This window comes from Paenibacillus sp. FSL H3-0469 (assembly GCF_038051945.1).
Taxonomy (GTDB): Bacteria; Bacillota; Bacilli; order Paenibacillales; family Paenibacillaceae; genus Paenibacillus_AQ.
The window spans coordinates 1378955-1391933 of the sequence record NZ_CP150302.1 but is presented as its reverse complement, the minus strand read 5'-3'; the positions used below and the strand labels follow the sequence as shown (position 1 = coordinate 1391933).

At 40.6% G+C, this 12979-nt stretch carries 13 protein-coding genes; 10 read left to right on the top strand and 3 right to left on the bottom strand.

What is annotated here, in order from left to right:
* Positions 1-15: 15 nt before the first annotated feature.
* The 4 genes from NSS83_RS06100 to NSS83_RS06085 all read left to right on the top strand — a co-directional run bounded on the left by NSS83_RS06100 (position 16) and on the right by NSS83_RS06085 (position 3625).
* Entirely contained in the window at positions 16-429 is a 414-nt protein-coding gene (locus NSS83_RS06100; RefSeq protein ID WP_341347860.1) for a hypothetical protein, read from the top strand.
* Positions 430-720: 291 nt separating this feature from the next.
* On the top strand, positions 721-1317 hold the full coding sequence (locus NSS83_RS06095) for a hypothetical protein (protein ID WP_341347859.1): 597 nt from the start codon (positions 721-723) through the stop codon (positions 1315-1317).
* Entirely contained in the window at positions 1302-2678 is a 1377-nt protein-coding gene (locus NSS83_RS06090; RefSeq protein ID WP_341347858.1) for an ADP-ribosylglycohydrolase family protein, read from the top strand. The genes NSS83_RS06095 and NSS83_RS06090 overlap by 16 nt, the downstream gene beginning before the upstream one ends.
* On the top strand, positions 2675-3625 hold the full coding sequence (locus tag NSS83_RS06085; protein ID WP_341347857.1) for a prolyl oligopeptidase family serine peptidase: 951 nt from the start codon (positions 2675-2677) through the stop codon (positions 3623-3625). The genes NSS83_RS06090 and NSS83_RS06085 overlap by 4 nt, the downstream gene beginning before the upstream one ends.
* On the opposite strand, the gene NSS83_RS06080 is transcribed toward NSS83_RS06085, so the two are convergent.
* Both NSS83_RS06080 and NSS83_RS06075 read right to left on the bottom strand, forming a co-directional pair.
* Positions 3622-3942 carry a hypothetical protein gene (locus NSS83_RS06080; protein WP_341347856.1) on the bottom strand — a complete coding sequence of 107 codons (321 nt, stop codon included), beginning with the start codon at positions 3940-3942 and terminating at the stop codon, positions 3622-3624. The genes NSS83_RS06085 and NSS83_RS06080 overlap by 4 nt on opposite strands.
* A 71-nt stretch (positions 3943-4013) precedes the next feature.
* Positions 4014-4232 (bottom strand): helix-turn-helix transcriptional regulator, encoded by a 219-nt coding sequence (locus NSS83_RS06075; protein WP_341347855.1) that lies wholly within the window; start codon positions 4230-4232, stop codon positions 4014-4016.
* A 106-nt stretch (positions 4233-4338) separates the two neighbouring features.
* Between NSS83_RS06075 and NSS83_RS06070 the strand changes: the two genes are divergently transcribed.
* The 6 genes from NSS83_RS06070 to NSS83_RS06045 all read left to right on the top strand — a co-directional run bounded on the left by NSS83_RS06070 (position 4339) and on the right by NSS83_RS06045 (position 12019).
* Entirely contained in the window at positions 4339-4605 is a 267-nt protein-coding gene (locus NSS83_RS06070) for a DUF6809 family protein (RefSeq protein WP_341347854.1), read from the top strand.
* Positions 4606-5150: 545 nt separating this feature from the next.
* The gene (locus tag NSS83_RS06065) at positions 5151-6071 is read left to right on the top strand and encodes a hypothetical protein (RefSeq protein WP_341347853.1); all 921 of its coding nucleotides are present in this window, start codon (positions 5151-5153) and stop codon (positions 6069-6071) included.
* A 455-nt stretch (positions 6072-6526) separates the two neighbouring features.
* Positions 6527-8503: a retron Eco8 family effector endonuclease gene (locus tag NSS83_RS06060; RefSeq protein WP_341347852.1), complete on the top strand. Its 1977-nt coding sequence runs from the start codon at positions 6527-6529 to the stop codon at positions 8501-8503.
* Between the two features lie 218 nt (positions 8504-8721).
* A complete protein-coding gene (locus NSS83_RS06055; RefSeq protein WP_341347851.1) occupies positions 8722-9750 on the top strand; it encodes a reverse transcriptase family protein in 1029 nt (342 codons plus the stop codon).
* Positions 9751-9897: 147 nt separating this feature from the next.
* Positions 9898-10059 carry a DUF255 domain-containing protein gene (locus tag NSS83_RS06050; protein WP_341347850.1) on the top strand — a complete coding sequence of 54 codons (162 nt, stop codon included), beginning with the start codon at positions 9898-9900 and terminating at the stop codon, positions 10057-10059.
* Between the two features lie 37 nt (positions 10060-10096).
* A complete protein-coding gene (locus NSS83_RS06045) occupies positions 10097-12019 on the top strand; it encodes a thioredoxin domain-containing protein (protein ID WP_341347849.1) in 1923 nt (640 codons plus the stop codon).
* 48 nt (positions 12020-12067) lie between these two features.
* On the opposite strand, the gene NSS83_RS06040 is transcribed toward NSS83_RS06045, so the two are convergent.
* The gene (locus NSS83_RS06040) at positions 12068-12865 is read right to left on the bottom strand and encodes a PaaX family transcriptional regulator C-terminal domain-containing protein (protein ID WP_341347848.1); all 798 of its coding nucleotides are present in this window, start codon (positions 12863-12865) and stop codon (positions 12068-12070) included.
* Positions 12866-12979: the final 114 nt, after the last annotated feature.

Genomic DNA, 12979 nt, shown 5'->3' with positions numbered 1-12979 from the left:
TTGGGAGGAACTCAGATGGCATCAGAGCATTCCCACTTCAGCTTTGCTGACTGTATGGGTATTCAATTAAAAGCGGAAGTAGAGAGGCAGTTAATTGAGGATTTGAAGTGGTATGGACTCATCCAGGATGAGTATAGATTTGATTGGTCTGATTGTTGTATAGAAGGACATCGAACCAAGTACTTAGATGGTGCAGTAGAAAACTTCTCTAATATCATGGTTTTTGATGCTATTGATGAATTAGTTGCTGATGGGTGGATGGAGTTTATAGACGAGGATGGTCTATTTATTGCGTACTGGGAGTTCCTTAGTGAGTATCTGGCGGGTGAGGAAAAAGTGTTGAAAAAAGATTGCGGATTACCAATGCATATTTATAATCAGTTGCCTGATCCTATCAAATTGAAATATAACAATGAGCTGATGTTATGATGTTTGAGTTTCGAAGAAAGGAGAGGGGACAGCATCACTGATGATAGAAGAAGACTAGAACAGTTGCTTAAAGACAATAAGATAAAGCAAGCGAAGGTGCAACTTGTGCGTGACTTGAAAAAGTGTCATGACATCGAACTTGCAGAAAAGGACTTCGTTTATCATCAACGGTCTGAGGAAGTCCGCAGAAAAGTGTATGAGCGTATTAAAACATTTGTTCTAATCGAAGATGAATATTCACATGTGACGATAGAGTATTGGGAGAATTCCTAGAGAAGGGGGAAAGAAATAGTGTCTAAGCGTCCAACATTTGAGATTAAGTATGAGTTGTTTGAAGATCAGGTAGAGGAACTGAGAACGGTGGATACAGTGACATTTGATAAAGAGTGGCATCAGATCTATGGGGCATTTACTCTGGTTGTTGACGGACATGAGTTCATCCCTTACCCTACTCCCAATATGCCTTTATCCGCTAAGCACATTTATTCTGAACTCATTCTAACCAATTTAGATCTGCTTGTTGATGCCTGCAACTACTTAAATTCGCATAAATACTTAGCCTTGAAGTATGTTGAAAATTGCTGGACCTGGTTAGAAATACAAGTTGACGATGAGGTTCTAATCTTAAGCGAGTTAAGTCGTGAAATACCCTATAGATATTTAATTCAAACAGATAAGTTCCTATTAATAGATGTCCCATATGGGTCATTCTCGAATATTAGAGTACGCAAAAGTGAATTTATAAATGAGATAAAAACCAAAATTATGGAATTTATTAAGGAGATTCAAGCGATAAACAGTGGACTATTGAAATCTGTTTATTTTTCTAAGTTGTTGGGGTTTTGTGATAATCAGAATAAAGGAGATACAACATGCTGCCATCACTAACGTTCCTGAGACATCAATTAGAGGGGATTCTGCGTAATAAATTTGCACAGGGGCACCAAACCTCCGGTTATTTAGCCCGATTGAAACAGCTTCCCGCAAGCTATGATGCTTATCTGGAATTCGCCCATAGCTTGGCTGATCTTCCAATGCGGGACAATTGGCCTTACTATGAGCCGGACGATTTGCAGGAGATATGGCGGGAATGTGACCCGGATAGACCTCTAGGCCAGATAGGAGTCTTGAATCTGAAGGACAGTGCCAAGCGTGTAGAGGCAGGCTTCCTCGCTTCAGTCTGTGGTTCAATGCTGGGCAAACCGATTGAGGTCAATCCCACTTTGTCGGTGTTACGTCAAGCGTTAACCGTTGTAGGGGAATGGCCGTTGAATGATTATATTTCTGAAAAAGCTCTCCATGCGTTGGGTCGTCGCCATTGGTCCTGGTTCGAGACGGCGCGGGGGCGGATTCGCTATGTGGCACCTGACGATGATATCAACTACACCTTAATGGGAATGATGGCGTTAGAGCAATTCGGTAAGGGTTTTACGAAAAGAAATCTAAGAGACTTATGGATCAATCATCTTCCGATCAGTACAACATGGGGGCCGGAGAGGGCCATCCTGGTTCGATCGGGGATTAGCTATCTCGAGCATGATAGGGAACTATTCAATCATTCAGAAATAGAAGCTTGGTCCGACTTCCTTGTGCAAGATACAGAATTATGCGGCGCGGCGATTCGTGCAGATGCTTACGGCTATGCCAGCCCTGGTCAACCTGCTCTTGCGGCTGAGCTGGCTTGGCGTGATGCCAGTTTTACACATCGGCGGACGGGAATCTATGCCACGATGTTCATTGCTGCTGCCATTGCTGCCGCACATGTGCTGCGCGATCCGCTTGAAATAATAAGGACTGCACTGCAATTCATCCCTAGAAGGAGCCGATTCTATGAGATTACCGCGGATTGCCTGCAGATCGTAGCGAATGCAGATAACTGGTTGGATGCTTATCAGGGTATTCATCAGAAGTACGCGAATCATTCCCACTGTCAGGTGTATCAGGAAATCGGCACCTTGATCAATACCTTTCGATTTGCTGAGAATGCCGGAGACGGAATATGCAAGCAGGTTATGCAAGGCAACGATACGGACAGCTTCGGAGCAACAGTCGGCTCGCTGCTCGGGGTGTATTTCGGCCCGGATAGCTTGGATGCGAGATGGCTGGAACCTTTCCAGGACCGGATTCATACGGGCTTATCTTATTTTCATGAGCAACAACTCTCCCGCTTGGCTGAGCGCGTAGGACGTTTGCCAGAGCTGTTGCATACTGGTCAGCACCGGATTCAACCTAGCGAGCTGTATGTATGAAAGAGGTGAGTAACATAGCGAATTTAAGAAATGAAATAACAGAAGCCATTGGAATAACATCTGCTAATCCCATAACTAATATTGAGTATAGAATACTGGATTCAACGGAGGAAGATGGATATACAAGGCAATTAATTGAATATGATTCTTACGGGGACAGAGTTATTGCCTATCTTTTGCTTCCGGAAGTACTTGATAAAAACCCAGCGATTCTCATCCATCACCAGCATAATAGGGAGCATCATTTTGGAAAGAGCGAAGTGTGTGGATTAGCAGGAAATCCGTTGCAAGCTTTCGGACTGGAATTGGTCAAAAAGGGATTTGTTGTGTTAGCTCCTGACTCCATATGCTTTGAGGACAGACGTAAAAATGCACACGGAATTGAACCTCTCCCAGGCGACAGTGACTTTTGGCAACATTATAATGAAATGTGCTACCGTATAATACAAGGTGATTGTTTGATGAAAAAAGTGATAGATGACGCTATGAATGGTATAACATTGCTTTCTAATCTCTCGTTTGTTGACAATGAGTGTATTGGTACACTTGGACATTCATATGGTGGTAATACTGTTCTATTTCTATCTGCGTTAGATGAACGAATAGCTTTTAGCTGTGCAAGCGGCAGTGCGTGTACGTATGCAAATCGAATCAGTAACAATGTTGGAATCGAGATGGCGAGTGTAATTCCGAACTTCCACAGTAAATACGATATATATGATTTAGTATCTTGTATTGCACCAAGACGACTGCTTATTGTATCTGCGGATGATGATAAATATTCAAGAGATGCTGCATATATTGTTGAAAAAGCCAGTCCAGCCTATCTAGAACAGAAAGCTCTACATAACCTGCAACATATGAGATTTCAAGGCAGTCATGGGTTGACCGAAGAAAGATTCAACTATATTATTGGCTGGCTTAACTCAAATGGGGAACATTGTTAATCGCGTAATTTATATTCCCGCCATACGTTTTCATAGTCTTGGCTTTTTATGAAATAACGGTCTTCGAAGACATTGCTTTTATAGATTTTAAGGCCAAGTTGAATTCCATCTTCACTATCAGTTACGTCTCCTGTATCTATTAGAGTGGTCTCATCCATACTGTCATAAGTAGTTGTATAGTAGTATTTACTTCCGTCAATTGTGAGCCAAGTTACCGGATCGCTATTAGACATATTATTATTGCTGCCTGTGACTTTGCTATTGGAACATCCTATTAAAAGAAAGAAAACAGATATAATAAACAGAAGTTTTTTCATTTAATTAAGTCCTCCGGAGTTTTTCGTAAGCGCCACTATAAGCTTAGTTTATGGCGCTTACAAAGCTTAGTTTAACTGTTGGAGTAAGGTTTCTTTTGGTTCGTTCGATTAAGCAAATAGTCAGTACTCGTCATATGAAAGTCTGCCAGCTTGATAAGAATCGCCGTGGGGATATCGACATCACCGCGTTCATAATTACTATAGATTCGCTGGCTGCATTGCAAATACTCCGCCATTTGAGTTTGCGTCAAATCCTTATCTTCGCGTAAATCCCGGATACGTTGATACATATTTGAACACCTCCAACGCAAGCATATCTTAGCGAATTATTCGCTATTGATTTTTAGCGAAAAATTCGCTAAGATAATCAAGAAGATGATTTGGGAGGGGTTATAAGTGAGTCTTTTAGAGGATCTATATTACGGAAAAATCTGCCCAAATGAACAAATCTGTTTGAATGATCCCGAGTATGTACATAACTCTAAGCTAATCTCGGAGTGTTTACACATCCTGCAAACCAAACTGTCTCAAGAAGACTTCACCATGCTGGAAGAAATAATGGATCTGAACAGCTTACTGATCTCTATCTCATCCGCTTCTGCCTATACTCTTGGATTCAGAACGGGAGCTGCGATGCTCATAGAAGTGTTGGAACATAAATAAAAACCTATACACACCAAGGAGAAGTTGGTCTTTGAACAAATAAAGTTGGATAGGAGAGAGTTATGAGACTTCTAATTCTAAATTGCCTATGCTGATCGACGAGCTTCTTCAGGCAGAAAGTTGGGGCACTGTTCAAGAAAAGTGGATTCCTGCTATTAAGGAAGCTATTGCCTTGGTAGAGGTAGAAAAGCTGATTGAGCTTAGAGGTAGGTTTCCGTATTCTTTTGAGAATTCATTGAAGCAATTGAAAAAAGCGGAGCGGGAATTTATTCGAAATAGGTTGTGGTAAAAGAGGCCAATGCGTCTAACGGTATGCATTGGCCTCTTTTTATTTTGTTAGGGTTTGGACTGATAGTATTGGAGGAAGCTTTTTGATTTGAAATCGTAAGATTACCGTTCGTAATATTTTTCCATTTCATTGTATAATAAGTATAGTCTATAGGTGAAATTTGAGTCTCGGCAGTTGTTTATTTAATTATATTCTTTAGATTGACAAATTTCGTGGATATGACGTTTACCAGAAATCAGATGAAAGGAATAACAAAATGATACCTTCAGTAGAAAACGTTGTACAACTTGATTTTCTTAAGTATCTAAATCGAAAGGAAAATCAAATTTCTTTACGTACTAAACAAAGATACTTGAGTGACATTAATTATTATATAGAAAACTACATAAACAATTCAAATATCATTGATGGATTGGATAAGTTTTTCGTACCAAGAGATATAGCATCATTTCTTAGTTATAGAAGAAGTTCTACAGCCCGAGCTACAGTAGTTAATTTTATGAACTTTCTTAAAGAGTATGGACATCTTAGTACTTTAAAGTATATTGAGCTGAATGATTATCTTAGATCTCTAAAACTGACAATAGTAGAGAAACAGATGAAGTTTTTCTCTAATGAAGAATTATCTTTTCTATTAAGTGACAAGATACATTATGGTGACAAGGACTCTGAAGAAGACAAGACCATCCTTCACCTAATTTTAATGATGTCCTACCATTTGATATTTGAACAAGATCACTTAATAAAGCTCAACTGGTCAGACGTTGATTTGGATAAAAAAAGAATCAATAACCTACGAAAAGATAGATTGGCCTACAAGTGGATTTCTTTGAATGATGGATTGTGGGAAAAGCTAAACGAAATGAAGCAGAATATTACAGATATTAACGATGATTCTCCAGTGTTAATCCATAAAGGTGAGCGTCTCAATACTAACAAAATTAATTCGTTGTTATCAATACTGAAGCGTAAACAAAATTTGAGTAATTTAGGTGCCACGACTGATATTCAAAAAATAAATAGAAGTAAAATATTACAGGATTTGAACAATACAAACGGAAAAGAAACAATTGAAATTATAAAAATAACAGGAATAACTAAAAACACACAATTAGAACATGCTCTAGAAGAATTTTTACTTAGCGAGTATTCAAGGATGTCATCTGACATCTCATAACATTATATTATACGAACCATTTTAGAGCCTATGGTAATGCACTAACTCCTTGCCGTTCGTAGCTTCATCCGCTTTCTTCACTTTGTTTTTTGCTTTATCTTCACATGACTTAAATTTTCTCAGCTAAGATATATGAATCAAATTCTAAAGAGATATGAGGAACACGAGATATAATAGAACATATCCTGTGTCAAAGTAGCCAGTTAAGTGTATGCTACAGAAGTACCAGAAGGGACGTTGATTTCTGTCTGAAGGTGAATATTTGTTACTACTCAGGTAAAACAACTCTTTTCATATTTGAGAATTGGAGTATTCGCAGAATAAAGCTTCAGATCCTGCTGTAACAAACCAGAACGTATTATTTTACAAAACTTATGCTTCTGAAGATATAGAAAGGCTGGAAAACTGGTTTTCTATTTTAGAAGCGGTAAATATTGAAGAATAGAGGTAATACGATGTCTATTTCTAAAATCCAATTTAGAAATTTAAAATCTTTAAAAAATATAGATTTATCACTAACTGATTTTAATTGTTTAATAGGTGAAAATGGTTCTGGAAAATCTAATGTTCTAAAGGCATTGGCTTATTTTTATAATAACTTAACAGAAAATAATCTCAATTTCAGTTTATTTGATAAAAACAATCCTTTTAACGATTTTATAGAAATTAAAGTTACTTATAATTTAAATAGGCTAATAAAGATAACTCAAAATAATGTAGACAGACAATTACTTGAGGAAATTCATCCATTTTTTAGAAGGGTATTAGATCTGATTTTTCATTATGTTTCTAATGATAATCATTTAAGAGTTGAACTAAGACAATACAGAAATAATATAGTGCAGTGGAATGTTCCATACGAAGTGAGAAACTTCTTGAAAAACAACTTTCCGATTTATTTAATAGATTCACGCCAAATCAAGTTGAATGATTGGGAAAATTTGTGGGATATAATAGGAGATATGAGTAAATTTAAGGCTATTGATGATGTTCATTTTGAAGAAGAAATAAAAGGTTTACTTAAGAAAACGTATGGAGACAAATTTTTAAAAGATTTAGGGTATATTCAGACTGAATTTATAAAATCCGAGGTGGAATTAATTCCGTTTAATCCTAATCAAAAATTTACTCAAATTTATCAAATGCAGTTGGGAGGGAAACAGTTTAAACATAGAGAAGAGCATCTTGACTATTTTTCAGATGGAATGAATGCATACAATTATCTGAAACTTTTGGTTAACATAGTAGGAAAGATGACGCAAGCTAAACTTAAGGAGCCATTGATAATAGTAGATGAGCCAGAAATTGGATTGCATCCTAAGTATACAGACGAATTAGTACATAGTTTTATTAGACATTCGAAAGCGGTTAAGGTGCTTATTGCAACACACTCGCCAAGAATGATAAAAGGGGTAATGAGTTCTTCGGATGCCTCTTTATATCATTTTTCATTAAAACAAAAGTATACACTTGTGAAAAAAATGAAAGGATTTACTAATCTAAGAGAAAATAATATTATGTCTGAGAAGGAAGCGAGTTTTTATTTTTCAAGAGGTATATTATTTGTCGAAGGGCCAACAGAACTTGAACTTTTTACTAATAAACACCTTAGAAGCCTATTCCCAGTGCTAACTGAAATTGATACTTATTCATATGATTCTGATAATGTAAAGTTAAAATTGACTAATCCTATTGAAAAAAACACAAGTATTCCTTATTTGCTCTTATTAGATCTCGATAAGATAATAAGATATGATGAAAAAACTCAAAAGTTCTCACTCAAAGGTGATAGTTATAATCCTTTGAAAAATGAGGAATTAGAAAGAAAAGAACAATTTTATTACGGACATAAAAGAATGGCAACGAAGAATTTGCGATCCAGAATTAAGGGCCTTACAAAAAACACTACTTTCAATCCAGATGCGCATTGGAGTTTCATTTCAGATGACTATTTCTCATTGTTAAAGAGCTTAATTAAATCCTATTGCTGCTACAATAATGTATATCCTGTCCAAACAACCATTGAAGGTACATTGATTAATTCTAAAAATTATTCTTTAGTATATAAATGGTTAGTTGATGTCAAAGGAAATAAGAAAATCAAAGAGATATATAAATTTAAAGTGGACGATAATTATAGAACCACAACTTTGAGACTTCTTCATAGTGGCAAATATGACACACTAAATGTCCCGGAAGAAAGTAAAGTGAATGAAATTAAAGATGTCTCAGTTCAAAAAATATATAATACAATTGCCGAAAATAAAACCAAAAAAACCGATGGTTGGGTATCAGAATTTCTAGAATATTATTTCAATAATTATATTTATATCAATGACATGTCGGAAGATGAAAAAATCAACAAATTCAAGTCCCATTTTCCTGAATTATACGATATAATAAAATTTGTACAGAAAATGTTTCAAAAATAATGTGGAGTGAGTAGAAATGGTCAGTTTTGTATACAAAACTGCCTCCTTGTTGATATTGAGCTAAGTAGCCTTGAAAAAGTTACATAGAAATCTCAAAAACCAAGGAAATAGTGCTACAATTTGCGCGCTGTTGTCTCGGCATATAGTTGTCTCCCTCGCTCTGTTATAACGCCAAGGCGAAGTTTTGGGATAGTACTCACTCCACATCATTTTACGAGGTGACTGTTATTAACATTTATAAAGAATCTTTTTTTTATGATGTAATTCTTCATGCAGAAAAAGATCTATTAGCTGAAATCATAGAAGAAAAATCAAAATTTTATACTCAACGCTCTATTCCTAAAAAGAGTGGAATAAGAATTTTAAATTGTCTTGCTAAAGAAAGTGAATTATATAGACTTCAATCAAGACTATCAAAATATTTTTTTCAAAACATTCCAATACCTGATGGGATTTATGGATTTGTAAAGGGAGCCTCATATAGGGATTTTTTATTGCCTCATAGAAAAACTGGGAAATCAGATAGATATTATTTAAGGATAGATATTGATTCTTTTTTTGATTCAATAACAACAAAATTACTTAATGAAACATTGTCTTATTATTTTAAAACAACGGATGAAGTTTCAAATAGCACTTTATTAAAAAATACAGTCGACCTAATAACTCTTAATGATGCTTTACCACAGGGTGCAGTGACATCTCCGGTAGTATCCAATATAGTGTTTAGGCAACTGGATTTGAGAATTAAAAGATATTGCGATAAACTAAATATTACATATACAAGATATGCTGATGACATGCTCTTTTCTTCTGAAAGTAAGTTTTTGAATGAAGATTATTTTATGAAAAAAATCTACTGGATTTTAAAATCAAAAAATTTTAAGATTAATTATAGCAAGATTAGAAAAGGTATTAATGAAATTTCTTTAAATGGTTTTGTAGTAGGTGGAAATATAAGGATTTCAAGGAAGAAAAAAAGTGACATTTCTAATGCGCTTTTTCTATTTCAATCTGGGGGACAACCAAAAAACATTAAACAATACATAGATCGATTGAACTTGGCTAATTTAAATTATAGAGTGAGTAAATTTGATAATAAATCGAGTGTAATTAATTATCTTACTGGTTACAGATCATTTTTAATAGATTGGATTCCAGAAAATGATGAAGAATATTATGAAGTCATCTGCAATATGATAGGTAGAATAGAGAATTTAATTCTAAGTGTGAATAGGCTGAATTAATTAAAACCATTTAAGATAGCCCTGATTAAGGTGAACCCAATCCTTTGGAGTTGCCTTTTTCTTTTTTTGCGCCTTCCCCCACCTTTTTGGGTAAACTAACCTTAAGCAATACTTTACTCAAATGCCAACGAAAAGAGGTGATGCCCCATGACAACTCAAAAAATACCCAATAGATTAGCCAAGGAGAAGTCACCGTATCTGCTGCAACACGCTCATAATCCGGTGAACTGGTTCCCTTGGTCGGAAGAGGCTTTTGAAGTCGCCAAGCGCGACAACAAGCCGATCTTCCTATCTGTTGGGTATAGCTAGTTGTTGATACTCAAGAACTTGCCATTGGTGCCACGTAATGGAACGCGAGTCCTTCGAAGACACCGAAATCGCCCAGCTCCTCAATAATCACTACGTAGCGATCAAAGTAGACCGCGAGGAGCGGCCAGATATTGATGCGCTGTATATGTCGGTGTGTCAGGCGCTGACGGGGAGCGGGGGGTGGCCGCTGACGGTGCTGCTGACGCCGGAGAAGAAGCCGTTCTATGCCGGGACGTATTTCCCGAAGCGGCAGATGTTTGGGCGGATCGGGCTGATGGATGTGCTGGAGCAGATTCATACGAAGTGGGAGCTGGACGGCGAGGCGCTGGATAAGCTGGGCGACGACCTGCTGGCTGAGCTGCACACGCTTGACCGCAAGAATGCGTACAACCCTGATACTGCGGGCGGCATTCCCGGAGCGGAGCTGCTGCATGAGGCGTATGAGCTGTACCGGCGGCAGTTCGATGAGGAATACGGCGGGTTCGGCAATGCGCCGAAGTTCCCTTCGCCGCATAATCTGTCCTTCCTGCTGGCGTACAGCCAGCTGCACGACCAGCCGGAAGCGCTGCGGATGGTGGAGCATACGCTGGAGTCGATGTATAAGGGCGGCATGTACGACCATGTGGGCTTCGGCTTCTCTCGTTATTCGACAGACCGGGAGTGGCTGGTGCCGCATTTTGAGAAAATGCTCTACGATAACGCTCTCCTGGCGAATGTCTACCTGGAAGCCTTCCAGCTTACGGGGAAGTCGCTGTATGCGGAGATTGCCGAGCAGATTTTCACGTATGTGCTGCGCGATATGACATCGCCGGAAGGCGCCTTCTACTCTGCGGAGGATGCCGATTCCGAAGGGGTGGAAGGCAAGTTCTATGTCTTCTCCCGCGAGGAGATTGAGGAAGCTCTGGGGCTGGAGGATATGCATTCGTATTGCCATGTGTACGGGATTACGCCGGAAGGTAACTTCGAAGGTGAAAATATTCCGAATCTGCTCCAAGGTCTGCCAGAGGAGATCGCGGAGCGTATGGGCATGAATCCGCTTGGTCTGCGGACCCGGATGGACGAATGGCGCGGGAAGCTGTTCGAGTACCGGGAGCAGCGCATTCACCCGCTTAAGGACGATAAGGTGCTGACCTCATGGAATGGGCTGATGATTGCTGCGCTGGCCCTCGGAGCCAAAGCTCTCCAGAAGCCGGAGTATGCCAAGGCCGCCGAACGTGCAGCGGACTTTATCTGGGATAACCTGCGGTGTGAAGATGGACGGCTGCTGGCCCGTTACCGTGACGGGGAGTCGGCGATTCCGGCGTATGTGGATGATTATGCCTTCCTGATCTGGGGCTTCAGCGAATTATATGAAGCTACTGGTCAAGCGGTCTATCTCGAACGGGCGCTGGTGCTGAAGGACGGACTCTTGGAGCTGTTCCATGATACGGAAGGCGGAGGGTTCTTCTTCACGGGTCACGACGGGGAGAAGCTGCCGGTCCGCTCGAAGGAATTGTATGACGGGGCGATTCCGTCCGGGAACTCGGTGGCGGCGAAGCTGCTCTGGAAGCTGTCGGTTATTACCCAGGACATGGAGTTAAAAGAGATCGCGGAGCGCACCGCTGCGGTGCTTGCTTCCGCTGCTTCGGAGTATCCGCCGGGATATGCGATGTATTTGCAGGCCCATCTGGGGATGGTCTCCGGCGGCAGAGAATGGGTCCTCTCCGGCAAAAAAGAAGATCCCGCGCTGCACGCCATGCTCGCCCAGGTCCAGCAGACCTATCTGCCGGACGCAGCGCTCATCGTCAACTGGGAAGAGGACAGCGGAGAGATGCTCCGCCTGCTGCCGCATCTGGCTGATAAACCGGCCATCCGCGGCGAAGCGACGGCCTATGTCTGCCGCAACTTTGCCTGCCGGGCCCCGCTTACGAATAAGGAAGCGGTCCGGGAGCTGCTGGCTTCCGGCAGCCGTGAGGAGTAGTTCACATACGAAGAGCAGCCCTGAATCCGGGCTGCTCTTTGCCATACCTTATTGAACGAAGGGAGCATAGAACGAATCCGCAGGTATCGCCTGAGCGGCTCTAACCATGTATTCTCTCATGTCTGAGAGGACCTGTTTGCCCGGCCAATGGTCCGGCAGCAGCTCATCCGGGAGATAGGGGTCGGCCATGAACAGTCCGCTTAACTCCTCTCCCATTTGCAAATATAGCAGGAACAGCTGTAACGGCTGCCCCGCCTGAAGGGTATCCGCTAATCGCGGAGCGAATTCTTCCTTCAGCCAGACTGCTTTCTTCCGGTATAAGGCTTCGATGTCGTCCAGGTGCCAGATGGCCTGCGCTTTGAGCGGTGTAATGGTGCCTTCCTGGAATTGGCCTTGCAGGATGGACACCTTGCCATCCAGCTCCAGCTTCTGGATCTGGGCTGCGACCTCGTCCTGATAGTTCCACGGTGAGATGTACACACTGTTATATAAAAGCCCGTAACCCAACTGCCCGAGTGCTGAGCGGAACAGGTCGCGCTTCTTGCGTTCGGATTCGGGAACCTCGAGCATCACCACATCCCAGGTATGATCCCACTGCTCCTGGTAACGGGCAGGCTTGCTGTTAATCGCCTTAATATAGGCGAGGCCCTCGGCAGTGACGTTATACCAGGAGCGTGCCGGGGAAGCGATATAGCCCTCTTTTTTCAAGCGGGATAGGGCATTGCGGATATAGGTGGAGGTATACCCCCTTTGTTCATAGATCTCGACAATCTGCTGGGCGCCCATCTGCTTCACCTTAGATAACAGAAACAGCATTGTTTTCTCAACGGACAGCAACTTCTTCACACCTCTCTTGACAGCTGGCAGGAATAGATATATCATAAAAACTAACGAACGTTATTATTTATGTTATATTCGTCAATCGCACTGCTGGATTTGGATGTAGAGCAACTTGGTGTC